Annotated in this window: 22 protein-coding genes; 7 read left to right on the top strand and 15 right to left on the bottom strand. The window is 70.7% G+C overall.

Annotation, left to right across the window (positions count from 1 at the left end; translation table 11 throughout):
• Positions 1–10 precede the first annotated feature (10 nt).
• The 7 genes from BLU22_RS09215 to BLU22_RS09245 all read right to left on the bottom strand — a co-directional run bounded on the left by BLU22_RS09215 (position 11) and on the right by BLU22_RS09245 (position 6,673).
• Positions 11–1,366, bottom strand: a complete 1,356-nt coding sequence (locus BLU22_RS09215) for an MATE family efflux transporter (RefSeq protein ID WP_090213827.1) — start codon at positions 1,364–1,366, stop codon at positions 11–13.
• A gap of 194 nt (positions 1,367–1,560) precedes the next feature.
• Entirely contained in the window at positions 1,561–2,013 is a 453-nt protein-coding gene (locus tag BLU22_RS09220; RefSeq protein WP_090213829.1) for a DMT family transporter, read from the bottom strand.
• Positions 2,014–2,069: 56 nt separating this feature from the next.
• Positions 2,070–2,633 (bottom strand): DUF4136 domain-containing protein, encoded by a 564-nt coding sequence (locus BLU22_RS09225; protein WP_090213831.1) that lies wholly within the window; start codon positions 2,631–2,633, stop codon positions 2,070–2,072.
• 89 nt (positions 2,634–2,722) lie between these two features.
• Complete coding sequence (locus tag BLU22_RS09230) at positions 2,723–3,493, bottom strand: methyltransferase domain-containing protein (RefSeq protein WP_090213832.1); 771 nt, start codon at positions 3,491–3,493, stop codon at positions 2,723–2,725.
• Positions 3,490–3,795: a MazG-like family protein gene (locus BLU22_RS09235; protein WP_090213834.1), complete on the bottom strand. Its 306-nt coding sequence runs from the start codon at positions 3,793–3,795 to the stop codon at positions 3,490–3,492. Before BLU22_RS09235 ends, BLU22_RS09230 begins: the two co-directional genes overlap by 4 nt.
• Positions 3,796–3,851: 56 nt before the next feature.
• On the bottom strand, positions 3,852–4,250 hold the full coding sequence (gene cueR / locus BLU22_RS09240; RefSeq protein WP_090213835.1) for a Cu(I)-responsive transcriptional regulator: 399 nt from the start codon (positions 4,248–4,250) through the stop codon (positions 3,852–3,854).
• Positions 4,247–6,673: a heavy metal translocating P-type ATPase gene (locus BLU22_RS09245; protein WP_090213837.1), complete on the bottom strand. Its 2,427-nt coding sequence runs from the start codon at positions 6,671–6,673 to the stop codon at positions 4,247–4,249. The genes cueR and BLU22_RS09245 overlap by 4 nt, the downstream gene beginning before the upstream one ends.
• A gap of 133 nt (positions 6,674–6,806) precedes the next feature.
• Between BLU22_RS09245 and BLU22_RS09250 the strand changes: the two genes are divergently transcribed.
• Positions 6,807–7,004, top strand: a complete 198-nt coding sequence (locus tag BLU22_RS09250; protein ID WP_090213838.1) for a heavy-metal-associated domain-containing protein — start codon at positions 6,807–6,809, stop codon at positions 7,002–7,004.
• A 7-nt stretch (positions 7,005–7,011) separates the two neighbouring features.
• Here the strand turns inward: BLU22_RS09250 and BLU22_RS15075 are convergent, their stop codons facing one another.
• Genes BLU22_RS15075 through BLU22_RS09265 form a run of 3 tightly spaced genes read right to left on the bottom strand, consistent with a single transcriptional unit; the run spans position 7,012 to position 9,504 of the window.
• Complete coding sequence (locus BLU22_RS15075; protein WP_162274138.1) at positions 7,012–7,542, bottom strand: flagellar biosynthesis protein FlhF; 531 nt, start codon at positions 7,540–7,542, stop codon at positions 7,012–7,014.
• 14 nt (positions 7,543–7,556) lie between these two features.
• Positions 7,557–7,976 carry a DNA polymerase III subunit chi gene (locus BLU22_RS09260; protein ID WP_090213840.1) on the bottom strand — a complete coding sequence of 140 codons (420 nt, stop codon included), beginning with the start codon at positions 7,974–7,976 and terminating at the stop codon, positions 7,557–7,559.
• Between the two features lie 40 nt (positions 7,977–8,016).
• A complete protein-coding gene (locus tag BLU22_RS09265; protein WP_090213841.1) occupies positions 8,017–9,504 on the bottom strand; it encodes a leucyl aminopeptidase in 1,488 nt (495 codons plus the stop codon).
• 142 nt (positions 9,505–9,646) lie between these two features.
• Here BLU22_RS09265 and lptF point away from each other — a divergent pair, with 142 nt between their 5' ends.
• The gene (gene lptF / locus BLU22_RS09270) at positions 9,647–10,774 is read left to right on the top strand and encodes an LPS export ABC transporter permease LptF (RefSeq protein WP_090213842.1); all 1,128 of its coding nucleotides are present in this window, start codon (positions 9,647–9,649) and stop codon (positions 10,772–10,774) included.
• Positions 10,761–11,822, top strand: coding sequence for an LPS export ABC transporter permease LptG (lptG, locus tag BLU22_RS09275; protein WP_090213843.1), 1,062 nt, complete (start codon positions 10,761–10,763; stop codon positions 11,820–11,822). Before lptF ends, lptG begins: the two co-directional genes overlap by 14 nt.
• A gap of 66 nt (positions 11,823–11,888) precedes the next feature.
• Here the strand turns inward: lptG and BLU22_RS09280 are convergent, their stop codons facing one another.
• The 3 genes from BLU22_RS09280 to mutS all read right to left on the bottom strand — a co-directional run bounded on the left by BLU22_RS09280 (position 11,889) and on the right by mutS (position 15,564).
• Positions 11,889–12,383 carry an RDD family protein gene (locus BLU22_RS09280; RefSeq protein ID WP_090213845.1) on the bottom strand — a complete coding sequence of 165 codons (495 nt, stop codon included), beginning with the start codon at positions 12,381–12,383 and terminating at the stop codon, positions 11,889–11,891.
• A 200-nt stretch (positions 12,384–12,583) separates the two neighbouring features.
• The gene (gene fdxA / locus BLU22_RS09285) at positions 12,584–12,907 is read right to left on the bottom strand and encodes a ferredoxin FdxA (RefSeq protein WP_090213848.1); all 324 of its coding nucleotides are present in this window, start codon (positions 12,905–12,907) and stop codon (positions 12,584–12,586) included.
• A gap of 77 nt (positions 12,908–12,984) precedes the next feature.
• Positions 12,985–15,564, bottom strand: a complete 2,580-nt coding sequence (gene mutS, locus BLU22_RS09290) for a DNA mismatch repair protein MutS (RefSeq protein ID WP_173867174.1) — start codon at positions 15,562–15,564, stop codon at positions 12,985–12,987.
• Between the two features lie 75 nt (positions 15,565–15,639).
• Here mutS and BLU22_RS09295 point away from each other — a divergent pair, with 75 nt between their 5' ends.
• From BLU22_RS09295 to recX, 3 genes are all read left to right on the top strand, one after another.
• A complete protein-coding gene (locus tag BLU22_RS09295) occupies positions 15,640–16,140 on the top strand; it encodes a CinA family protein (protein ID WP_090213850.1) in 501 nt (166 codons plus the stop codon).
• Between the two features lie 83 nt (positions 16,141–16,223).
• Entirely contained in the window at positions 16,224–17,276 is a 1,053-nt protein-coding gene (gene recA / locus BLU22_RS09300) for a recombinase RecA (protein WP_090213851.1), read from the top strand.
• Between the two features lie 6 nt (positions 17,277–17,282).
• The gene (gene recX / locus BLU22_RS09305; RefSeq protein ID WP_090213853.1) at positions 17,283–17,744 is read left to right on the top strand and encodes a recombination regulator RecX; all 462 of its coding nucleotides are present in this window, start codon (positions 17,283–17,285) and stop codon (positions 17,742–17,744) included.
• Between the two features lie 75 nt (positions 17,745–17,819).
• Here recX and BLU22_RS09310 read toward each other — a convergent pair whose 3' ends face one another.
• Together BLU22_RS09310 and BLU22_RS09315 are read right to left on the bottom strand one after the other, a co-directional pair.
• Positions 17,820–18,908: an LOG family protein gene (locus tag BLU22_RS09310; protein WP_090213855.1), complete on the bottom strand. Its 1,089-nt coding sequence runs from the start codon at positions 18,906–18,908 to the stop codon at positions 17,820–17,822.
• A gap of 26 nt (positions 18,909–18,934) precedes the next feature.
• Positions 18,935–20,338 (bottom strand): MBL fold metallo-hydrolase RNA specificity domain-containing protein, encoded by a 1,404-nt coding sequence (locus BLU22_RS09315; protein WP_090213856.1) that lies wholly within the window; start codon positions 20,336–20,338, stop codon positions 18,935–18,937.
• A gap of 124 nt (positions 20,339–20,462) precedes the next feature.
• Here BLU22_RS09315 and BLU22_RS09320 point away from each other — a divergent pair, with 124 nt between their 5' ends.
• Complete coding sequence (locus BLU22_RS09320; protein ID WP_090213858.1) at positions 20,463–22,868, top strand: phosphoketolase family protein; 2,406 nt, start codon at positions 20,463–20,465, stop codon at positions 22,866–22,868.
• Positions 22,869–22,898 lie beyond the last annotated feature (30 nt).

Genomic DNA, 22,898 nt, shown 5'->3' on the forward strand with positions numbered 1-22,898 from the left:
CGTTGGGCGATCAGTGGCGGGGAAACCAGGCGTCCTGCCGGTTCAGGCGCCAGAAGAACGCGCCCAGCGTCACGCTACGTACAAGCATAAAGCAAAGAAATGTGAACCACAGCGCAGTATTGTGCCGGTCGTGCAGGGCAGCGGCGAGCGGCAGGCAGAGCAGCAGGGCCAGCAGCATGGCATCGCGCATTTCCCGTGCGCGGGTGGCGCCGATGAACAGGCCGTCGAGCAGGTAGCTCCATACCGCCACCGGCGGCAGCAGGGCGAGGAACGGCAGGTGGCGATAGGCGATGGCGCGCACCTCGGCGATGTCGGTCTGCAGGTCGATGAAGACCCGCCCGCCGAGCAGGAAGAACGCCGCGAAGCCCAGGCTGGCCAGCAGCGACCAGCCGGCGCTCACCCACAGCGCGCGGCGCAGGGCGAGGCGGTCGCGGGCGCCGATGGCATGTCCGCACAGCGCCTCCACCGCATGCGCCAGGCCGTCGAGGGCGTGGGCGGCGAGCAGCAGGCCGTTGAGCAGCAGGGCGTTGGCCGCCACCGTGGCGTCGCCGAGGCGCGCGCCCTGTACGGTGATGGCGAGGAACACCGTCTGCAGCGCCAGGGTGCGCAGGAAGATGTCGCGGTTCACCGTCAGCAGCCCCCGCCAGGCGCCCCAACGGCGCAGCGCCGGCCAGGCGGCGCGGCCGGGGTGTTCGGCGAGCCGGCGCAGCGCCAGCCACAGGCCGAGCAGTGCGCCGCTCCACTCGGCGCACACCGAGGCCCAGGCAGCGCCGGCCACGCCCCAGCCGAGGCCGAGCACTAGCCACAGATCCAGCGCCACGTTCAGCAGGTTGGCTGTGAGCAGCATGGCCAGCGGCGCGCGGGCGTTCTGCGCGCCGAGCAGCCAGCCGATCAGCGCATAGCTGGCCAGCGCCGCCGGCAGGCCGAGCAGGCGGATCTGCAGGTAGTCGCGGGCCAGGGCGTCCAGCTCGGCGCCCGGCTGCATCAGCCCGAGCAGCGCCGGCAGCAGCGGCATCGCCAGCAGGCTGCAGAGCAGCGCGATCAGCACGGCCAGCAGCAGCCCCTGGGCCAGCAGGGCGCGCAGCGCGCCGCCGTCGCCGCGTCCGCAGGCCTGCGCGGCGAAGCCGGTGGCGCCCATGCGCAGGAAGCCGAAGGTCCACACCAGCAGGCTGTACAGGCTGCCGCCCACCGCGACGGCGCCGAGCTGGTGGGCGTGGGGCAGGTGACCGATCACCGCGCTGTCGACCAGTGCCACCAGCGGCACCGACAGGTTGGAGAGGATCATCGGTCCGGCCAGCGCCCAGACCCGCCGCTGGGTCGGCGCATGGCGCCAGGCGTCGCGGCCGTCGCGCAGCAGGGCGCTCATTGCGGTGGTTCCGGTCGGGGGGCGTATGGGGTGGCGGGCATGGCAACTTCCAGGGCGGGGCGCTCGTCGTCCGGCCGGCACGCAGCGTCGGCGCGGGAGCCGTGCCATGGCGGCGGGCGCCCGGACAGGGCGAGGTCTGTGGCGGCGCAGGGCGCGCGCAGTGTAGCGGCGACCGGCCGGGAAGTCACAGCGCCTCAGCCGCGGCGGATCAGCCAGACTCCGGCGACGATCAGCGCCAGTCCGGCGAGCTTGCCGGGGGTGATCGAGGACTGGTTGAAGCCGGCCCAGCCGAAGTGGTCGAGCAGCAGCGCGGCGCTCAGCTGTCCGGCCAGCACCAGCGACATGAACAGCAGCGCGCCGATGCGCGGTCCGGCGAAGGCGGCGCTGGCGACGAACAGCACGCCGAGCAGGCCGCCGGTCCAGTGCCACCAGCTCAGCCCGCGAAAGCCGGCAAGGCCGCCGGGCAGCTCGCGCTGATAGAGGACGATGGCCAGCAGCGCCAGGCTGCCGACCATGAAGGAAATCAGCGAGGCGACCAGCACGCTGTCCATGTGTCGCGCCAGCTGGCCATTGACTCCGGTCTGCAGCGGCATCATCGCGCCGGAGATCAGGGGCAGGGCCAGCAGCAACCAGCTGGGCAGGGACATGGGCGGACTCCGTGAAAGGCTCGGGTGGGCAGGATAACCCCGCGCGGTCGCGGCGCTCAGCGGCGGCGCGGCGGGTACTGGTCGAGGATCTTCGCCACCGTGGCACGGATCGCCGCGCTGCGCTCGGCCGGTGTGCCGGGCGTGGCGGGCAGCACCTGCGCGGCGCTGCCGCGCCAGACCAGGTGGCCTGCGCTGTCGCGCAGGTCGAGCTGCAGGGTGCCGACGCGGTAGTCGAGGGTGCGTACCTCGCTGTAGGGCATGCCGCCCCAGTAGCCGCCCCAGTAGGGCCCGGCGAAGCCGCCGTAGTGGCTGACCACCTGCTGCTGGCGCTGCTCGACGATCAGCCAGGCCTGCACCTGCAGGTCGGCCGGGGCGCCTGCCGCCGCGCTGCGCAGGCCGCGGCGCTCCAGCTGCTCGGCGACCGCCTCGCGCACGCGCTGGGCGGTGAGGTCGCTGGCCAGGCGCGGGTCGTCCGGCCGGTACTGCAGCGCCGGTTCGGCCCAGCGCCAGGTGCGCAGGGTGGCGAAGTCGCGCTGGGGGTCGTAGTCGCTGTCGACTCTCGGCGTCTGGCAGGCGCCGAGCAGCAGCAGGGTGGCGAGCAGACAGCAGCGCAGCAGCATGGCCGGTTCTCCCGAGGCGGGGCCGGCATGCCATCGCAGGCGTGCCGGCGATCTTCGAAGCTTTCAGTGTGACGCGCTGCCGGCGCCGGTCAAGGGCGCGGCCGGCACAGCCAGTGCAGGTAGCGGCCGAGGCCGGCGAAGGCCGGGTGGCGGCGGTGGGCCAGTTCCATCTCCAGCAGGTCGGTCAGTTCGGCGCGGCCCTGGAACTCGGCGGGCATGTAGTCGTGGAACACCCGCACGCCGCTTTGCGCTTCCACGGCGAACCAGTCGTCGAGCTGCAGCGCCAGCTCGCGCGGGTCGAGCGGGCGCTGCGGGGTGAGGCTCTGCCCCTCGCCGGCGAAGCGTTCGCGGCGCAGCTTGCGGAAGTGGCCCTTGAGCAGGTTGCGGTAGATCAGCGCGTCGCGGTTGTAGAAGGCCAGCGACAGCCAGCCGCCCGGCGCGGTGAGCTGGTGCAGCACCGGGAGGATCGCCGGCGGCTCGGCCAGCCATTCCAGCACCGCGTGGCAGAGCACCAGGTCGAAGGGCGCGGCGAATTCGCCGAGCAGCGCCTGCCAGGGCGCCTGGACGAAGGTGGCGTCGAGCCCGGCTGCGGCGAAGCGCGCGCGGGCGCCGTCGAGCATCGGCGCGGCCGGCTCGGCGAGGGTCACGCTGTGGCCCTGCTGCGCCAGCCACAGGCTCATGTGGCCGAGGCCGGCGCCGACGTCGAGGACCCGCAGCGGGCGCTCGGGCAGCGCCTCCTTGAGGTCGGCCTGCAGCACGGCGAGGCGGATGGCGCCCTTGGCGCCGCCGTAGATCTTTTCGGCGAAGCGGCTGGCCAGGGCGTCGAAGTGGCGGTCTTCTTGCGGGGTGTGCGAGGTCATTGCAGGTAGCGCCGTTCGGTATCGGCCAGCTTGGCGCGCACCACGGCGTCCAGGTCCAGGCCCAGTTCGCTGCACAGCAGCAGGAGATAGAGCACCACGTCGCCGATTTCCTCGCCGGCGTGGGCGAGCTGCTGCGGCGCCAGGGCGCGGGATTCGTCCTCGCCCAGCCACTGGAAGATTTCCACCAGCTCGGCCATTTCCACGCTGGCGGCCATCGTCAGGTTCTTCGGGCTGTGGAAGCGCCGCCAGTCGTTGTGGTCGCGGATCGCGTGCAGGCGGCGGGTCAGTTCGTCGATGTTCATGGCGGCTCCTAGGGGCGGCATAGCTTCGGGTTTCGGCGCGGCGCCGGCAAGCCCGCTCAGGCGCGCGGCGGGCCGGCCAGGCCGTGGAGGATCGGGCAGTCGGGACGGGCGTCGCCCTGGCAGTGCTCGACCAGCTCGCGCAGGCTGTCGCGCAGCCCGGCCAGTTCGGCGATGCGCCGCTCCAGAGCGTCGATATGCTGCAGGGCGAGTGCCTTGACGTCGGCGCTGGCCCGCTCGCGGTCGTCCCACAGCGCCAGCAGGCGACCGGTTTCCTCCAGGGAGAAGCCCAGGTCGCGGGCGCGGCGGATGAAGGCCAGGCGCTGCAGGTCGGCCTCGGCGTAATGCCGGTAGCCGTTGGCGCCGCGCGCCGCCGGGCGCAGCAGGCCGATCTGCTCGTAGTGGCGGAGCATCTTGGCGCTCAGCCCGCTGCGCCGGGCGGCCTGACCGATGTTCATCGCTCCGCACCGGCACCGGCACCGGCGTCGAACGACGGGCGCCAGCGCTTGAGCAGCAGGGCGTTGCCGACCACGCTGACGCTGGACAGCGCCATGGCGGCGCCGGCGAGCATCGGGTCGAGCAAGCCGAAGGCGGCCAGCGGCAGGCCGATCAGGTTGTAGACGAAGGCCCAGAACAGGTTCTGGCGGATCTTCGCGTAGGTGCGCCTGCCGATCTCCAGGGCCGCCGGCACCAGGCGCGGGTCGCCGCGCATCAGGGTGATGCCGGCGGCGTGCATAGCCACGTCGGTGCCGCCGCCCATGGCGATGCCGACGTCGGCGGCGGCCAGCGCCGGGGCGTCGTTGATGCCGTCGCCGACCATCGCCACCACATGACCGCCGGCCTTGAGGCGGGCCACTTCGGCGGCCTTGTCGGCCGGCAGCACCTCGGCGTGCACCGTGTCGATGCCCAGTTGCGCGGCCACGGCGGTGGCGCTGCCGCGGTTGTCACCGCTGATCAGGTGGGTGCGCAGGTGCCGTGCGTGCAGCGCCGCGATGGCGTCGCGGGCGCCGGGCTTGAGGGTGTCGCCGAAGGCCAGCAGGCCCAGCAAGCGCGGCGCCGGGGCGCTTTCCAGCAGCCAGGACAGGGTGCGCCCCTCGGCCTCCCAGGTACGCGCCCGCTCCTCCAGCGCGCCGGCGGCCAGTCCGGCCTCGTCGAGCAGACGGCGGCTGCCGAGCTGCAGGCGCTGACCGTCCAGTTCGCCCTCGATGCCGCGCCCGGGCAGGGCGCGCAGCGCGGCGGCTTCGGCGGGGACGAGGCCGCGCTCGGCGCAGGCCTGCAGCACGGCGCGGGCCAGCGGGTGCTCGCTGCCGCGCTGCAGGGCGCCGGCCAGATGCAGCAGGCGCGCCTCGTCGCCATCGACGGCGCTCAGGTGGGCGATGCGCGGCTGGCCGGAGGTGAGGGTGCCGGTCTTGTCGAAGGCCAGGGTATCGACCTTGTGGGCGACTTCCAGGGCTTCGGCGTCCTTGATCAGGATGCCGTGGCGCGCGGCGACCCCGGTGCCGGCCATGATCGCGGTGGGGGTGGCCAGGCCGAGGGCGCAGGGGCAGGCGATCACCAGCACGCTGACCGCGTTGAGCAGCGCTGTTTCCAGACCGGCGCCGGCCAGCAGCCAGCCGCCCAGGGTGAGCAGGGCGATCAGCAGCACGGCCGGGACGAACACCCGGCTGACCCGGTCGACCAGCTTCTGGATCGGCGCCTTGGCGGCCTGGGCGTCCTCGACCAGTCGGATGATCCGCGCCAGCACGCTCTCGGCGCCGAGGGCGGTGGCACGCACCAGCAGACGCCCGTCGCCGTTGATCGCCCCGCCGGTGACGCGGTCGCCGGGCGCCTTGGCCACCGGCAGGCTCTCGCCGGTGATCAGCGCCTCGTCGGCCTGGCTCTGGCCCTCGACCACTTCGCCGTCGGCCGGAAAACGCTCGCCGGGCAGCACCGCCAGCAGGTCGCCGGGGCGCAGCGCGGCGACCGCCACCTCCTCCTCGACGCCGTCCCGCCAGCGCCGCGCGCGTTGCGGGCGCAGCGCTTCCAGAGCGCGGATCGCCGCGCTGGTCTGGCGCTTGGCGCGGCTTTCCAGATACTTGCCGAGCAGCACCAGGGCGATCACCACGGCGGCGGCCTCGAAGTACAGGTGCGGCATGGCGCCGGGCGGCGCCTGCCACCACAGGTAGAGGCTCAGGCCGAAGCCGGCGCTGGTGCCCAGCGCCACCAGCAGGTCCATGTTGCCGCTGCCGGCGCGCAGCGCCTGCCAGCCGGCGCGGTAGAAGCGCGCGCCGAGCACGCACTGCACCGGCGCGGCGAGGGCGAACTGCAGCCAGGCCGGCAGCATGGCATGCAGGCCGAACCAGTCGGCGAACATTGGCACGGTCAGCGGCAGGGCCAGCAGCAGGGCAAGGGCGACCTGCCAGCGCTCGCGGCGCAGGCGGCGCTCGGCGCCGTCGTCGTCCGCCCCGTGCTCGTCCAGCGCTCGGGCGGCGTAGCCGGCCTTGACCACCGCGGCCAGCAGCGCCTGCGGGTCGACGCCGGCGAGCACCACCAGCCGCGCCCGCTCGCTGGCCAGGTTGACGGCGACCTCCAGCACGCCGGGCACCCTGGCCAGGGCGCGTTCGATGCGTCCGGCGCAACTGGCGCAGGTCATCCCCTCGATCTGTAGTTCCAGGCTCTGGCGCGGCACGTCGTAGCCGGCCCGCTCGATGGCCGCCAGCAGCGCCGGCAGGGTGTCGGCGGGCGCTTCGACGTGGGCCTTCTCGCTGGCCAGGTTGACGCTGACCGCCTGCACGCCGGGTACTTTGGCCAGGGCGCGCTCGACGCGCCCGGCGCAGCTGGCGCAGGTCATGCCGCCGACCGGCAGGTCGAACGACGGGAGGGAAGGCGGCGAACTGCTCATCGGGCGTGCTCCGGTAACGCGGGTCGGGTGGCCGAGGATCGGCCTTGCCACGAGGATAAGGTCAAGCGGGCTTGACCTTATCCTCGTGGCAAGGCGAAAACTGGCCCTTCACCATCCAACGGAGCAAACGGCTATGCAAGTCTTCAAGGTTCAGGGCATGTCCTGCGGTCACTGCGTGCGGGCGGTCAGCGCCGCGCTGCTGGCGCTGGACGCCGACGCGCAGGTGGACGTCGATCTGGCCGGCGGCGAGGTGCGCGTCGAGTCGCGGCTGAGCGCCGAGCAGGTGCTGGCGGCGCTGCGCGAGGAGGGCTACGAGGCGCAGCCGGCCTGAACGGGGGTCAGCGGCGGCCGGCGCGCAGCAGCCGGCCTAGCTGCTCCTCCAGGCGGCGGTGCAGTTCGCGCTCGATCTGCGGCAGGTAGTCGGCGACCACCTCGCGGACGATCTGCTGCGCGGCGGCCTGCAGTTCGCGCTCGATGCGCGCCAGCGGCTCGGCGGCGGGCGCCACACTGATTTCGGCTTCGGCTTCGGCTTCGGCTTCGGCTTCGGCTTCGGCTTCGGCTTCGGCTTCGGCTTCGGCTTCGGCTTCGGCTTCGGCTTCGGCTTCGGCTTCGGCTTCGGCTTCGGCTTCGGCTCCGGCTTCGGCTTCGGCTTCGGCTTCGGGCGCGATCAGTGGTGCGGGGTGCGGCGTCAGGCGCGCTGCCGGTACGGGCGGCGGGGTGTCGAGCACCTCGCACAGCGTCGGCACTTCCAGTTCGGGCGGCGCTGATGGCTCGGGGGCGACGATCCGTTCGCGCAGCAGGGGAATCGGGGCGGGTTCGACGATGTCTTCCAGCACCGGGGGTTCGGTGCCGAGGGGCGAGACGGACATGGAGGGCTCGTGACTTACAGGTGCAGGTGTTGCGGAGCATAGCCGCGCTGGCGGTAGAAGCGGTAACTGTCGCGCAGCGCCTGACGGGTCTGCGGCTCCTGGTTGACCACCTCGGCGATCCGCGCGAAGCGTTCGAAGAACGCCGGCACGCGGCTGTCGAGGTTGATCAGCAGGTCTTGGACGCCGCCGGCGTCGCCGCCCCAGGCCAGCAGCAGCGGGGCGTCCGGACCGGCCTCGGCGCGCTGGTGGGGGACGAAGCTGGCGGCGGCGAACGACCACAGCCGTTCGTCGAGCGCGGCGCATTGCTGCGCGTCGCGGCAGTTCAGGTAGACCCTGTGCCCGGCGCGCCAGGCCTTGGCCGCCAGGCGGCAGGCGTAGGTCAGGCGTGCGGCTTCGTCGGCGTCGGACAGGATGTAGAAGTCGATGCGTTTCATCGGGGCGTGCCGGCCGGCGCGCAGGCCGGCCGGCGGCGGCTCACTGGCAGCGGTCGAGCAGGTACTGGGTGAGCAGCGGCACCGGGCGGCCGGTGGCGCCCTTGTCCTTGCCGCCGCTGACCCAGGCGGTGCCGGCGATATCCAGGTGCGCCCAGTGGAACTTCTTGGCGAAGCGCGACAGGAAGCAGGCGGCGGTGATGGTGCCGGCCTTCGGCCCGCCGATGTTGGCGATGTCGGCGAACGGGCTGTCCAGCTGCTCCTGGTACTCGTCGAACAGCGGCAGCTGCCAGGCGCGGTCGGCGGCCGTCTCGCCGGCCTTGAGCACCTGGCGGATCAGGCCGTCGTGGTTGCCCATCAGGCCGGAGGTGTGGCTGCCGAGGGCGACGATGCAGGCGCCGGTCAGGGTGGCTATATCGATCACCGCCTGCGGCTTGTAGCGCTCGGCGTAGGTCAGGGTGTCGCACAGCACCAGGCGGCCTTCGGCGTCGGTGTTGAGGATCTCCACGGTCTGCCCGCTCATGGTGGTGACGATGTCGCCGGGGCGGGTGGCGCCGCCGCTGGGCATGTTCTCGGCGCAGGCCAGCAGGCCCACCACGTTGATCGGCAGGCCCAGCTCGACCAGGGCGCGGAAGGTGCCGAGCACGCTGGCGGCGCCGCACATGTCGTACTTCATCTCGTCCATGCCCAGGCCCGGCTTGAGGCTGATGCCGCCGGTGTCGAAGGTGATGCCCTTGCCGACCAGCACGAAGGGCGCGTCGTCCTTCTTGCCGCCCTTGTAGTCGAGGACGATCAGCCGCGGCGGCTGCTCGCTGCCCTGGGCGACGGCGAGGAAGGCGCCCATGCCCAGCTCCTTGAGCTTCTTCTCGTCGAGGACTTCCACCTTGAGGGCCTTGTTGCCCTTGGCCAGCGCCTTGGCCTCGTCGGCCAGGAAGCTCGGGTGGCAGAGGTTCGGCGGCAGGTTGCCCAGATCGCGGGCGAAGGCCATGCCGCTGGCGATGGCCTGGGCGTGGGCGGCGCCGCGCTCGCAGGCCAGCAGGTCGGTGTCCTCGGCCAGCAGGGTGATCCTGGTCAGCGCCGGGGCCTCGGCCTTGTCGCCCTTGAAGCGGTCGAACACGTAGCCGCCGTCGGCCAGCACTTCCACCAGCAGGCGCGCCTTGGCGTAGGCGTCGCGGCCCTTGACCATCAGCTCGCCGAGGGTCAGCGCGGCGTCGCTGCCGCCCAGGGTCTTGAGCACGGCCAGCGCGGCGGCCGCCACCTTGCGGTAGCTGCGCTCGGACAGTTCGCGCTCCTTGCCGCAGCCGACCAGCAGGATGCGCTCGGCCTTGACGCCCGCCAGGCCCTGCAGCAGCAGGGTCTGGCCGGGCTTGCCGGCCAGGTCGCCGCGCTTGAGCAGGGCACTCAGCGTGCCTTCGCTGGCGGCGTCGAGGGCGCGGGCGGCGGCGCCCAGCTTGCGGCCTTCGCCGATGGCGACGACCAGGGTGGCGGTTTTCAGGGTTTCCGGACGAGCGCTCTTGACGAGGAATTGCATGGAGGGGGTCCCCAAGACAAACAGGCGGTATTGCAGGATAATGCCGGCCTGTTTATCCCGGGCGCAATGCCGCAGGCCGACGCAAAGTGCCGGCTAGTTTGAGCGTTGCGCACCATGCCGACAACCCTGGAGTCATCCGGTCTTGATTGTCTTCCGTTACCTGTCCCGCGAAGTGCTGGTGACCCTCAGTGCGGTGAGCGCCGTGCTGCTGGTGATCATCATGAGCGGTCGCTTCATCAAGTATCTGGCCCAGGCCGCCCAGGGGCTGCTCGATCCGGGCGTGCTGCTGATGATCATGGGCTTCCGCATGCCCGGCTTCCTGCAGCTGATCCTGCCGCTGGGGCTGTTCCTCGGCATCCTGCTGGCCTACGGGCGGCTGTACCTCGAGTCCGAGATGAGCGTGCTGAGCGCCGCCGGGATGAGCCCGCAGCGCCTGCTGGCCTACACCCTGGCGCCGGCGCTGCTGGTGGCGCTGCTGGTGGCTTGGCTGAGCCTGCTCCTCGCGCCTCAGGGTGTTGCGCGCGTCGAGCAGATCCTCAACAGCCAGGAGGCGTTGACCGAGTTCGATACCCTGGTGCCCGGGCGCTTCCAGTCGATGCGCGGCGGCACCCGGGTGACCTACACCGAACGCCTGTCGGAGGACCGCAGCGAGCTGGGCGGGGTGTTCATCTCCGAGCAGCAGCTGGCCAGCGACGGCAAGGAGCCGCGAGCCATCGCCCTGCTGGTGGCCGAGAAGGGCCGCCAGGAAATCCAGGCCGACGGCAGCCGTTACCTGATCCTCGAAAACGGCTACCGCTACGACGGCAACCCCGGCGAGGCCGACTACCGCGCGATCCAGTACGACCGCTACGGTGTGCTGCTGCCCAAGCCCGAAGTCGGCGCCGAGGTCGGCGAGCGCGAGGCGCTGCCCACGGCGGCGCTGCTCGACAGCGACGACCTGCGCCACCGGGCCGAGTTGCAGTGGCGGCTGTCGATTCCGCTGCTGGTGTTCGTGGTCACCGTGCTGGCGGTGCCGCTGGCCCGGGTCAATCCGCGTCAGGGCCGTTTCCTCAAGCTGCTGCCGGCGATCCTCCTGTACATGGCCTACCTGGCCCTGCTGATCGCCATGCGCGGCCAGCTGGAGAAGGGCCGGCTGCCGCCGGCGCTCGGCCTGTGGTGGGTTCACGGGCTGTTTCTGGCCATCGGCCTGGTGCTGCTCTACTGGGAACCGCTGCGCCTGAAGTGGGCGGCGCGGCGTGTCGGCAAGGAGGCGCTCCATGGCCCGGCTTGATCGTTACATCGGCACCAGCGTGTTCTTCGGCATCCTCGCGGTGCTGGGGATCATCGTCGGGCTGGCCCTGCTGTTCGCCTTCGTCGACGAGCTGGGCGACCTGTCCGCCGCCTACGGCGTCGCCGAGGCGGCCACCTACGTGCTGCTCAGCGCGCCGCGGCGGGTCTACGAACTGCTGCCGATGGCGGCGCTGATCGGCTGCCTGGTCGGCCTCGGCAGCCTGGCCAGCAGCAGCGAACTGACCGTGATGCGCGCCGCCGGGGTGTCGCTGGGACGCATCGTCTGGGCGGTGATGAAGCCGATGCTGGTGCTGGTGCTGGCCGGCGTGCTGATCGGCGAGTATGTCGCGCCCTGGTCGGAGAACCTGGCGCAGAGCGGCCGCTCCCTGGCCCAGGGCGGCGGCGAGGCGCAGAGTTCCAAGCGTGGCCTGTGGCATCGCCAGGGCGAGGAGTTCATCCACGTCAACTCGGTGCAGCCGGGCGGCGTGCTCTACGGGGTGACCCGCTACCGCTTCGACGCCGAGCGCCGCCTGCTCAGCGCCAGCTTCGCCCGGCGCGCGCGCTACCAGGACGACCACTGGCGTCTGGAAGACGTCGCCACCACCCGTTTCCACGCCGAGCGCAGCGAGGTGCTGAAGGCCGCCAGCGAGCGCTGGGAGGTGCAGCTCAGCCCGCAACTGCTCGGCACCGTGGTGCAGGAGCCCGACGCGCTGTCGCTGACCGGGCTGTGGAGTTACGCCCACTACCTGGCCGAGCAAGGCCTGAACAACGGTCGCTACTGGCTGGCGTTCTGGACCAAGGCACTGCAGCCACTGGTCACCGCGGCGCTGGTGCTGATGGCGATCTCCTTCATCTTCGGCCCGCTGCGTTCGGTGACCCTGGGGCAGCGGATCTTCACCGGCGTGCTGGTCGGTTTCGTGTTCCGCATCGCCCAGGACCTGCTCGGCCCGTCGAGCCTGGTGTTCGGCTTCTCGCCGCTGCTCGCCGTGCTGGTGCCGGCGGGCATCTGCGCCCTGGCCGGGGTCTGGCTGCTGCGCCGCGCCGGCTGACGGCGCCTGTCACACCCGCAAACGACGAGGCCGGCAATCTGCCGGCCTCGTCGCATCTGGCGTCTGTCAGTTCTTCTTGCGCTTGGGCAACTGCACCACCACGCTTTCCGAGTAGCGGTCGTGCCAGGTCAGCCTGTCCTTGTCCCAGAGCATCCACAGGAAGCCCAGGCCGCCGAACAGCCAGGAACCGATGGCGATGAAGAAGCGCAGCAGCGCCTGCCACAGGTCGATGGCGGTGCCGTCGCGGTTCTGGATGCGCACGCCCCACACCTGCATGCCGAGGGTCTGGCCGTTGTAGGTCCAGAACTTGGCGAAGAAGGCGAACAGGCAGACCAGCAGCAGGCTGGCCAGCAGCGGGTCGCGATCCAGCGCGCCGCTGTCGGCCAGCGCCTGCAGCTGCTCGCTGCCGTAGATCAGGCGCAGCACGCCCTGCTGGTAGAGCAGGGTGACCACCATCAGCAGCGCCATGCACAGCAGGAAGTCGTAGAACATGGCCGCCAGGCGACGGGTCAGGCCGGCTTTGGGGAAGTCGCCCTGCGGGCGCAGCGAATGTTTGGGCATGGCGGGCTCGCTTGCGAGGGTCACGAAAGGGGAGGCCGGGAGGATAGGCGGCAAGGCGGCGCTTGCCTAGCGCGGCAGCGCTGTCCGCAGGCGCTGCACTGGCTTGCAGCGGCTGCGGTGGCGCGGGTCTGACCGTCCGGCGCGGCTGGCCGGCGGTCAGGCAGCGCACCGACGTGGCCGGGCGCTGCGCGGGACGCGGATCAGCGCTCCAGGTACTGCAGCTTGTCCTTCACGCCGTCCCACTCCTCGGCATCGGCGAGGGCGTCCTTCTTCTCGGTGATGTTCGGCCAGACTTCGGCCAGATCGCGGTTCAGCTCGATGAACTCCTGCTGATCCTCGGGTACCTCGTCCTCCGAGAAGATCGCCTGGGCCGGGCACTCGGGCTCGCACAGGGCGCAGTCGATGCATTCATCGGGATGAATGACCAGAAAGTTCGGGCCTTCGTAGAAGCAGTCCACCGGGCAGACTTCCACGCAGTCGGTGTACTTGCACTTGATGCAGTTGTCGGTAACGACGAAGGTCATGTTCTTTTATCTCCTCAGACGGCAGGCGCCAGCCATGGCATGGCGCGCGGGATTCTAGCAGCTTGGCATTTGCTTGGTTATATCTGCATTTTCCATGCATATATCAGATCCAACGCCTGGCGCGGGGTCAGTGCGTCGGGGTCGATGCGCTCGATCTGCTCGAGCAGCGGGTGCGGCTGGCTGGCGAACAGGTCGGCCTGCAGCGGTGCCGGCGCCTGGCCCGGTCGCGCGGGTGCGGCGCTGCCATCGTGGGGCAGGCTGGTTTCCTCCAGCCGGCGCAGGTGCTCGCGGGCGCGCTGGATCACCGCATCCGGCACGCCCGCGAGCTGGGCGACGGCCAGGCCGTAGCTCTGGCTGGCCGGCCCCGGCAGCACGTGGTGGAGGAACACGATGCGCTCGTGGTGCTCGGCGGCGTTGAGGTGGACGTTGGCGACCACCGGCTCGCTGTCGGGCAGCACGGTCAGCTCGAAGTAGTGGGTGGCGAACAGGGTGAAGGCGCGCAGCCGCGCCAGGTGCTCGGCCGCCGCCCAGGCCAGCGACAGGCCGTCGAAGGTGCTGGTGCCGCGGCCCACCTCGTCCATCAGCACCAGGCTGCGCTCGCTGGCGTTGTGCAGGATGCTGGCGGTCTCGCTCATCTCCACCATGAAGGTCGAGCGCCCGCCGGCCAGGTCGTCGCTGGAGCCGATGCGGGTGAAGATGCGGTCCACCGCCGACAGCTCGCAGGCCCGTGCCGGCACGTAGCTGCCGATATGGGCGAGCAGCACGATCAGCGCGGTCTGGCGCATGTAGGTGGATTTACCGCCCATGTTCGGCCCTGTGATGATCAGCATGCGGGTGCTGTCGTCGAGGCTCACGTCGTTGGCGACGAAGGGCGTGCTGAGCACCTGCTCGACCACCGGGTGGCGGCCCTGCTCGATGCGCAGGCAGGGCTGGTCGACGAAGCGCGGGCAGTTGAAGTCCAGGTTCAGCGCCCGCTCGGCCAGGTTGCCCAGCACGTCCAGCTCGGCCAGCGCGGCGGCGGTGTCCTGCAGCGGCGCCAGGTGCTCGATCAGTTGCTCGATCAGTTGCTCGTAGAGCAGCTTCTCGCGCGCCAGGGCGCGGCTCTTGGCCGACAGCGCCTTGTCCTCGAAGGCCTTGAGCTCGGGGGTGATGAAGCGCTCGGCGCCCTTGAGGGTCTGGCGGCGGATGTAGTCGGCCGGCGCCTGTGCGGCCTGCACCCGCGGCAGTTCGATGTAGTAGCCGTGGATGCGGTTGTAGCCGACCTTGAGGTTGGGCAGGCCGGTGCGGGTCTTCTCGCGGGTTTCCAGGTCCATCAGGTACTGGCCGGCGTTCTCGCTGAGCAGCTGCAGCTCGTCCAGCTCGGCGTCGTAGCCGCGCTTGATCACCCCGCCGTCGCGGATCACCGCCGGCGGGGTGTCGATGATCGCCCGTGCCAGCAGGTCGGCCAGCTCCGGGTAGGTGCGGATGCTGCCGGCCAGCTCCTGCAGGCGCGGCGCCTCCAGGGTGGCCAGGTGGTGCTGCAGCTCGGGCAGTGCGGCCAGCGCGTCGCGCAGGCGCGCCAGGTCGCGCGGCCGGGCGCTGCGCAGGCCGATGCGGGCGAGGATCCGCTCGACGTCGCCGATCTCCTTGAGGCGCGGCTGCAGGGGCTCGAAGCGGTAGTCGTCGAGCAGGCAGCCGATGGCCTGCTGGCGGCCCTCGATGATCCCGCGCTCGCGCAGCGGACGGTTCAGCCAGCGGCACAGCAGGCGGCTGCCCATGGCGGTCATGCAGCGGTCGACCACGCTCTGCAGGGTGTTGTCGCGCCCGCCGGCCAGGTTGGTGTCCAGCTCCAGGTTGCGCCGGCTGGCGGCGTCGAGGATCACCGCGTCGTCGAGGCTTTCGTGGCGCAGGCTGCGGATGTGCGGCAGGGCGCCGCGCTGGGTTTCGCGCGCATACAGCAGCAGGCAGCCGGCGGCGCCGATGGCCAGGGTCAGGTTCTGGCAGCCGAAGCCGTTGAGGTCCTGGGTGGCGAACTGCTGGCACAGCGCCTTGAAACCGGTGGCGCGGTCAAAGTCCCAGGGCGCGCGGCGCCGGGCGCCGGGGCGGCGCTCGGCGGGCAGGTCCTGCGGCCAGTCGTCGGGGATCAGCAGTTCGGCCGGATTGAGGCGTTCCAGCTCGGCCAGCAGCGACTCCCAGCCCTTGATCTCCTGCACGCTGAAGCGGCCGCTGGTGATGTCCAGCACGGCGAGGCCGAACAGCCGCTCGTCGCCGAGCAGGGCGGCCAGCAGGTTGTCGCGGCGCTCGTCGAGCAGCGCCTCGTCGCTGACCGTGCCGGGGGTGAGGATGCGCACCACCTGGCGCTCGACCGGCCCCTTGCTGGTGGCCGGATCGCCGATCTGTTCGCAGATCGCCACCGACTCGCCCAGCCTGACCAGCTTGGCGAGGTAGCCTTCGGCGGAGTGGAAGGGAATCCCGGCCATCGGGATCGGCTGGCCGGCCGACTGGCCGCGGGCGGTCAGGGTGATGTCCAGCAGCTTGGCGGCCTTCTGCGCGTCGGCGTAGAACAGCTCGTAGAAGTCGCCCATGCGGTAGAACAGCAACTGGTCGGGATGCTGCTGCTTGATTTTCAGGTACTGCTGCATCATCGGCGTGTGGGCCGAGAAATCGTGCTGGCTCATGAATGTCCGGCTTCAGGTCGCAAAAGTGGCTAGTGTACGGTATCGCCCGGACGGGCTTAACCCAGGAGACGAGCAATGGATTCGACGACCCGGCTGGCCGGGCAACTGGGCGAGGCGCTGCGTGCGCGGGGCTGGCAGGTGACGAGTGCCGAGTCCTGCACCGGCGGCGGCATCGCCGAGGCGATCACCCGCATCGCCGGCAGCTCGGTCTGGTTCGAGGCCGGCTACGTGACCTACTCCAACCGCCAGAAGAGCCTGCAGCTGGGGGTGCCCGAAGCGCTGTTCGCCGAGGTCGGCGCGGTCAGCCGCGAGGTGGTCGAGGCCATGGCCCGCGGCGCCGCGCAGCGCAGCGGCGCGCGCCTTGCGGTGGCGGTCAGCGGCATCGCCGGTCCCGGCGGCGGCAGCCCCGACAAGCCGGTCGGCACCGTCTGGCTGGCCTGGCTGGACGGCGAGGCCTGTTACAGTGAGCGCTGCTGCTTCGCCGGCGACCGCCAGGCGGTGCGCGTGCAGAGCGTCGAGCGGGCCCTGCGCGGACTGCTGCGACTGGCGGTCGGGGAAAATCCCCGGCAGGGGTAGGCGCTCTGTCGACCCTGTGGAATAATACTGGCTACTTATACAGCTTAATCGGCGGCATGCCCGCCCGGTACGAGAGGATTTCAATGGACGAGAACAAGAAACGCGCCCTGGCTGCGGCTCTGGGGCAGATCGAGCGTCAGTTCGGCAAGGGTGCGGTGATGCGCATGGGCGACCACGAGCGCCAGGCGGTTCCGGCCATTTCCACCGGCTCGCTGGGCCTGGACATCGCCCTTGGCATCGGCGGCCTGCCCAAGGGCCGTATCGTCGAGATCTATGGTCCGGAGTCCTCGGGCAAGACCACCCTGACCCTGTCGGTGATCGCCGAGGCGCAGAAACTGGGCGCCACCTGCGCCTTCGTCGACGCCGAGCACGCGCTGGATCCGGACTACGCCGCCAAGCTGGGGGTCAACGTCGACGACCTGCTGGTCTCGCAGCCGGACACCGGCGAGCAGGCCCTGGAAATCACCGACATGCTGGTGCGTTCCAACGCGGTGGACGTGATCATCGTCGACTCGGTGGCGGCACTGGTGCCCAAGGCCGAGATCGAGGGCGAGATGGGCGACATGCACGTCGGCCTGCAGGCGCGCCTGATGTCCCAGGCGTTGCGCAAGATCACCGGCAACATCAAGAACGCCAACTGCCTGGTGATCTTCATCAACCAGATCCGCATGAAGATCGGGGTGATGTTCGGCAACCCGGAAACCACCACCGGCGGCAATGCGCTGAAGTTCTATTCCTCGGTGCGCCTGGACATCCGCCGCATCGGCGCGGTCAAGGACGGCGACGAGATCATCGGCAGCGAAACCCGGGTCAAGGTAGTGAAGAACAAGATGGCCCCGCCGTTCCGCCAGGCCGAGTTCCAGATCCTCTACGGCAAGGGCATCTACCGCAACGGCGAGATCATCGACCTCGGCGTGCAGCTCGGGCTGATCGAGAAGTCCGGCGCCTGGTACAGCTACCAGGGCAACAAGATCGGCCAGGGCAAGGCCAACGCCGCGCGCTTCCTGGAGGAGAACCCGGAGATCCGCGATACCATCGACGGAGCGATCCGCGCCCAGCTGCTCAGCCAGCCGGGCAACTCCAAGCTGGCCGCGGCGGCCAGCGAGGAAGAGGCGGACCTGGAAGCGGATCTCTAAGCGCCGATGGCCGTCGTGCTCGACAACCCGGCCGCGGTACGCCGGGTGGCGATGGATCTGCTGGCCCGCCGCGAACACGGACGGGTCGAGCTGGCCCGCAAGCTGCGCCGGCGCGGTGCCAGCGCCGAGCTGATCGAAGCGGCGCTGGATCGCCTCTGCGAGGAAGGCCTGCTCAGCGATGCGCGCTTTCTCGAAGCCTTCGTCCACAGCCGCGCCCGCGCCGGCTACGGGCCGCTGCGGATCCGCGAGGAGCTCAACCAGCGCGGCCTGCCGCGCGCCGAGGTGGAGCGGGCGCTGGCGGCCAGCGAGGTGGACTGGGCCGCCAGCCTGCGCGAGCTGTGGCAGCGGCGCTTCGCCAGCCTGCCGGGCGATCAGCGCGAGCGGGCGCGGCAGATGCGCTTCCTGCTCTATCGCGGCTTCGCCGGCGATGCGGTGAGCCGCCTGCTGCGCGGTCTTCCCGACGACTGAAGGCTCGGGCGGCGAAGCCCAAAGCAAAACGCCCCGGCTGGTGACAGCCGGGGCGTTTTGCATGGAGGCCGCGGCTCAGTGGCCGTTGGCTTCGCGCTGCCAGTTCTGCGGCAGGTTGATGAAGTCGATCAGCTCGCGCAGGCGGCCCTGGTCGCGACCGTTGAAGTGGAAGGTCAGCCGGGTCAGGTGGCAGAACTCCGGCTCGTCGCTTTCCAGCTCGCAGTAGGGCTTCTGCACGAAGCCGCCGCTCAGGCACAGGTCGCCGAAGCCCTCGTGCAGGGCGTGCAGCGCATGGGCGTTGAGGGCGTGGTTCATGCGGATGGCGAAGATTTCCTTCAGCCAGCGGCTGGAGTGGTAGTTGCGGTAGAAATGGGTGATCTCCACCACCGCCTCCTCGGCGCTGTTGACCAGCCGGAGCAGGCGCATGTCGCTGGGCAGGATGTAGCCGTTCTCCTCCAGCTGTTCGCGCATGAAGTGCAGGGCGTCCTTCCAGTAGCGGCCTTCGGCGACGTCGACCAGCACCACCGGAACGATCGGGCTCTTGCCGGTCTGGATCAGGGTCAGCACCTCCAGCGCCTCGTCGAGGGTGCCGAAGCCGCCGGGGAACAGCACCAGGGCGTCGGCTTCCTTGACGAAGAACAGCTTGCGCAGGAAGAAGAAGTGGAACGACAGCAGGTTGCCGGTGCCGTGGACCACGTCGTTGGCGCGCTGCTCGAAGGGCAGGGTGATGTTCAGCCCCAGGCTGTGTTCGAGGCCGGCGCCCTCGTGGGCGGCGGCCATGATGCCGGCGCCGGCGCCGGTCACCGTCATCAGCTCGTGGTGGGCCAGCAACTGGCCCAGGTCGCGGGCCAGCAGGTACAGCGGATGGTCGGGCTGGGTGCGCGCCGAGCCGAACACCGTGACCTTGCGGCGGCGCTTGAACTGCTCGAGCATGCTGAAGGCGTTTTCCATCTCGCGCAGGGTCTGCAGCATGATCTTGGCGTCCCAGCGGTTGCGGTCGGCCTGGGCCATGCGCACCACGGTCATCAGCATCTCGCGGTACAGCGCCTGGTTGGGGCTGCCCGGCGGCACGCTGATGGCGACCAGCTTGTCGAGCTCGTCGCCCAGGTCGATGCCGGTGGTCTGGTAGTGCCTGGACAGATAGTCGTCTGTTTCATAAGGCATGGTGTGACTCCTTGTTATGGCGTCGCTCAGAGTGCGATCTGCTCACCCGGCTCCGGGATGTTGGCAGTCCACTGCAGGCGATCGTGCAGTGCCTGTTGCAGCACTTTCATTTTTTCCACTTCCCCGTGAACCAAATATAGCTCCGGGCGATGATCGAAATGCTTTACCCAGTCGAGCAGCTGCGACTGTCCGGCGTGCGCGGAGAAACCGCCCAGGGTGTGGACCTGGGCCTTGACCGCGACGCGCTGGCGCAGCACCCGCACGGTCGGCGCGCCGTCGACGATGGCGCGGCCCAGGGTGCCGCGGGCCTGGAAGCCGGGGAACACGATGTGGCACTCCTTGCGCCACAGGTTGTGCTTGAGGTGGTGGACGATGCGCCCGCCGTTGCACATGCCGCTGCCAGCGATGATGATCGCGCCGCTCTCGATGCGGTTGATCGCCATCGAGTCTTCCGGTTCCGGCGTGCAGCGCAGGATCGGCAGCCAGTCCTCGATGCGGCTGACGCCGTTCTGGCGCAGCAGCTCGCGATCCTTGGGGTCGAAATGCTCGTGGAAGCGCTGGTAGATGGCGTTGGCCTTGATGGCCATCGGGCTGTCGAGGAATACCGCCTGCTGGGGCAGGCGGCCCTGCTGGTAGAACTGGCCGAGGTAGAACAGCAGGTCCTGGGTGCGGCCGACCGAGAAGGCCGGAATCAGCACGTTGCCGCCGTCGCGCTGGGCCTGGGCGAGGATCTCGGCCAGCTCGTCGAGGGTGTCCGGGGTGCAGCGGTGGTCGCGGTCGCCGTAGGTCGACTCCATCAGCACCACGTCGGCCTCGCTCAGTGGCGTGGGATCGCGCATCAGCGGCGAGCAGGTGTTGCCCAGGTCGCCGGAGAACACCAGGCGGCGGGTCAGGTTGTGGTCGTGGACTTCCATCTCGACGATCGCCGAGCCGAGGATGTGTCCGGCGTCGTGGAAGGTCACGGTGACGCCGCGCGCCACCTCCATCGGCTCGCCGTACTCCACCGCGCGGCGCAGGCCGAGCGCCCGTTCGGCGTCGACGGCGGTGTACAGCGGCTTGACCGCCGGCTTGCCGAGGCGCGCGCGCCAGCGGCTTTCCCATTCGGCGTCCTTTTCCTGGATATGCGCGGCGTCCATCAGCATCAGTTCGAGTAGCTCGCAGGTCGCCGAAGTGGCGAAGATCGGCCCGCGATAGCCCTTGGCGGCCAGGCGCGGCAGCAGGCCGCTGTGGTCGATGTGGGCATGGGACAGCACCACCGCATCCAGGCTCAGCGGGTCGAAGGCGAAGGCTTCGCTGTTGTGTGCCTCGTCCTCGCGGCGACCCTGGCGCATGCCGCACTCCAGAAGCACCTTGGTGCCGTCGCGGGTTTCGATCAGGTAGCAGGACCCGGTCACCTGCTGGATGGCACCGATGAAGGTCAGAAGGGCCATACGATCAACTCCTTGTTCCGAAGGGGACGACTTCCCGCGCGGCCGGTCGGGCGCTGATGCAGGTCAGTGTCCGGGGGCGTCTCTGTCCTAGACTACCCCTAACCCCGCTTTGGAGTCTTGCCCGATGAGTCAGCTGTTGCCCTGTGCCGAAGAACTGCAGGCCCATGCCGCCGCCTGTCCCGCCTTTGCCGAGTGGCGCGCCGGATACGGCCCGCTGCAGCACGATGCACCGACCCAGGCTGCGGTATTCCGCCTCTCCCACCAGCTGGTGCAGGCCGGTCGGCAGGCGGATCTGGACAGCGTCTACCGCCTGCTGCACGGCCTCGACCGGCTGACCTGCGCCGGCCTCTGGCTGGTGGCGCACATGACCTACGCCCAACGCGTGCACCTGGACGGCCGGCCGTTGGCCGCCGAGGACTTCAAGGCGCGCCCGGAGGGGCATACCGGCGGGGCGCTGAACATGGTCCCGGCCTACGCCGGCTACCTGGCGCTCAACGCGCTGACCGGACAGACCCGCGCCTGGACCATGGGCCAGGGCCATTGTGTGGCGGCCATCGAGGCGCTCAACGTGCTGACCGACAACCTGCACCCCGAGCAGGCCGCGCGCTACGGCCGCGACGAGACCGGCCTGAGCCGGCTGGTCGCCGACTTCTACAGCTACGCCCAGTCCGCCGACGGCCTGCCGGGCGTGCCGCTGGGCAGCCACGTCAACCCGCACACCGCCGGCGGCATTGCCGAGGGCGGCTACCTGGGCTTCGCCGAACTGCAGTACGCCCACCAGCCGCTGCCCGGCGAGACCCTGGTGGCCTTCCTCTCCGACGGCGCCGCCGAGGAGCAGCGCGGCAGCGACTGGATGCCGCGCTGGTGGCGCGCCGAGGATTGCGGCGTAGCCCTGCCGGTGATGATCGCCAACGGCCGGCGCATCGAGCAGCGCACCGAACTGGGTACCCGCGAGGGGCTCAGCGGCTTCGTCGAGCACCTGCGCCGCTGCGGCTTCGACCCGATCCGCTTCGACGGCCGCGATCCGGCCGCCTTCGTCTGCGCCCTGCACGAGATGGAGCAGCGGCTGGCGCATCGCCTCGACGAGAAGGCCCGCGGCATCCTCGACTACCCGCTGCCGATGCCCTACGCCATCGCCGAGACCGTCAAGGGCTTCGGCTTCCACGGCGCCGGCGCCAACGCCGCCCACAACCTGCCGCTGCCGGGCAACCCGCACCGCGACGCCGAGGCGCGCCGGCTGTTCAACGCCAGCGCCGGCGCCCTGTGGGTGGAGCCGCAGGCGCTGGAGCGCGCCCTGGCCGCGTTCGCCGCGCAGCGCGACGGCCGTCCCCGCGAGCGCGACCACGCCCTGGCGCGGCGCGAGCCGCCGGCGCCGCAGCTCCCCGAGCTGCAGTTCCACGACCAGGCCTGTTCGCCGATGAGCGCCATCGACCGCTTCTTCGTCGATCTGGTGGCGGCCAACCCGCAGTTGCGCCCGCGGGTCGGCAACCCCGACGAGCTGGCCAGCAACCGCCTGAGCGGCGTGCTGGAAGTGCTGCGCCACCGGGTCTGCGACCCGGAGAGCGAACTGGAGTCGGTGCATGGCGCGGTGATCACCGCGCTCAACGAGGAAGCGGTGGTTTCCGCCTGTCTGGCCAACCAGGGCGGGCTGAACCTGGTGGCCAGCTACGAGGCGTTCTGCGTGAAGATGCTCGGCGCGGTGCGCCAGACGCTGATCTTCGCCCGCCAGCAGCAGGAGGTAGGCCGCCCGGCCGGCTGGCTGGGCTGGCCGTTGGTGGCCACCTCGCACACCTGGGAGAACGGCAAGAACCAGCAGTCGCACCAGGACACCACCTTCTGCGAGGCGCTGCTCGGCGAGATGAGCGACACGGTGCGCGTGCTGTTCCCCGCCGACCACAACAGCACCCTGGCGCTGCTGCCGCAGATCTACCGCGCGCGCGGCCAGCTGGCCTGTCTGGTGGTGCCCAAGCGCGAGCGTCCCTGCGTGTTCGATGCCGAGCAGGCCCGCCAGCTGGCCCGCGACGGCGCCATCGTGGTGGCCGAGCGCGCCGGCAGCGAACCGCTGCTGCTGATCGCCAACGGTAGCTACCAACTGGCCGAGATGCAGCGCGCCGCGGCGCGTCTGGAGGCGGTCGGCTACGCCTACCGGCTGGTCTACCTGCAGGAGCCGGGGCGCTTCCGCGCGCCGCGCGACCTGCTCGAACAGCAGCAGCTGGCCGACGAGGCGCTGGTCGAGCGGCTGTTCCCCGCCGCCCTGCAGCGCCGCGTGCTGCTCACCCACATGCGCCCGGAAGTGGCCCGCGGCCATCTCTGGCCGATCCTCCCGGACGCCGCGCAGTGTGCCGCGCTGGGCTACCGCAACCGCGGCGGCACCTTCGACGAGGCGGGCATGCTGTTCGCCAACCGCGCCTGCTGGGCCAACGTGGTGGCCGCCTGCGCGCGGCTGATGGACGTGCCGCGCACCGCCCTGCTCAGCGCCGAGGAAGCCGCGGCGCTGGCCGGCAAGGGTGACCCGGCCGTGCTGCGCTGATTGCCGGCGCAGAGCAACAGGCCCGCCCGG

This window comes from Pseudomonas guangdongensis (assembly GCF_900105885.1).
In the GTDB taxonomy this organism is placed as follows: Bacteria; Pseudomonadota; Gammaproteobacteria; order Pseudomonadales; family Pseudomonadaceae; genus Geopseudomonas; species Geopseudomonas guangdongensis.

Coding starts and splice junctions, on each gene's coding strand:
- recA (WP_090213851.1), top strand. CDS start 16,224: ATGGACGAGAACAAGAAACGCGCCCTGGCTGCGGCTCTGGGGCAGATC.
- recX (WP_090213853.1), top strand. CDS start 17,283: ATGGCCGTCGTGCTCGACAACCCGGCCGCGGTACGCCGGGTGGCGATG.
- BLU22_RS09225 (WP_090213831.1), bottom strand. CDS start 2,633: ATGCTGCTGCGCTGCTGTCTGCTCGCCACCCTGCTGCTGCTCGGCGCC.
- BLU22_RS09245 (WP_090213837.1), bottom strand. CDS start 6,673: ATGAGCAGTTCGCCGCCTTCCCTCCCGTCGTTCGACCTGCCGGTCGGC.
- cueR (WP_090213835.1), bottom strand. CDS start 4,250: ATGAACATCGGTCAGGCCGCCCGGCGCAGCGGGCTGAGCGCCAAGATG.
- BLU22_RS09260 (WP_090213840.1), bottom strand. CDS start 7,976: ATGAAACGCATCGACTTCTACATCCTGTCCGACGCCGACGAAGCCGCA.
- BLU22_RS09315 (WP_090213856.1), bottom strand. CDS start 20,338: ATGGCCCTTCTGACCTTCATCGGTGCCATCCAGCAGGTGACCGGGTCC.
- BLU22_RS09280 (WP_090213845.1), bottom strand. CDS start 12,383: ATGCCCAAACATTCGCTGCGCCCGCAGGGCGACTTCCCCAAAGCCGGC.
- BLU22_RS09265 (WP_090213841.1), bottom strand. CDS start 9,504: ATGCAATTCCTCGTCAAGAGCGCTCGTCCGGAAACCCTGAAAACCGCC.
- BLU22_RS09230 (WP_090213832.1), bottom strand. CDS start 3,493: ATGACCTCGCACACCCCGCAAGAAGACCGCCACTTCGACGCCCTGGCC.
- BLU22_RS09250 (WP_090213838.1), top strand. CDS start 6,807: ATGCAAGTCTTCAAGGTTCAGGGCATGTCCTGCGGTCACTGCGTGCGG.
- BLU22_RS09295 (WP_090213850.1), top strand. CDS start 15,640: ATGGATTCGACGACCCGGCTGGCCGGGCAACTGGGCGAGGCGCTGCGT.
- BLU22_RS09220 (WP_090213829.1), bottom strand. CDS start 2,013: ATGTCCCTGCCCAGCTGGTTGCTGCTGGCCCTGCCCCTGATCTCCGGC.
- BLU22_RS09320 (WP_090213858.1), top strand. CDS start 20,463: ATGAGTCAGCTGTTGCCCTGTGCCGAAGAACTGCAGGCCCATGCCGCC.
- BLU22_RS09310 (WP_090213855.1), bottom strand. CDS start 18,908: ATGCCTTATGAAACAGACGACTATCTGTCCAGGCACTACCAGACCACC.
- mutS (WP_173867174.1), bottom strand. CDS start 15,564: ATGAGCCAGCACGATTTCTCGGCCCACACGCCGATGATGCAGCAGTAC.
- lptG (WP_090213843.1), top strand. CDS start 10,761: ATGGCCCGGCTTGATCGTTACATCGGCACCAGCGTGTTCTTCGGCATC.
- BLU22_RS09215 (WP_090213827.1), bottom strand. CDS start 1,366: ATGAGCGCCCTGCTGCGCGACGGCCGCGACGCCTGGCGCCATGCGCCG.
- BLU22_RS15075 (WP_162274138.1), bottom strand. CDS start 7,542: ATGTCCGTCTCGCCCCTCGGCACCGAACCCCCGGTGCTGGAAGACATC.
- fdxA (WP_090213848.1), bottom strand. CDS start 12,907: ATGACCTTCGTCGTTACCGACAACTGCATCAAGTGCAAGTACACCGAC.
- BLU22_RS09235 (WP_090213834.1), bottom strand. CDS start 3,795: ATGAACATCGACGAACTGACCCGCCGCCTGCACGCGATCCGCGACCAC.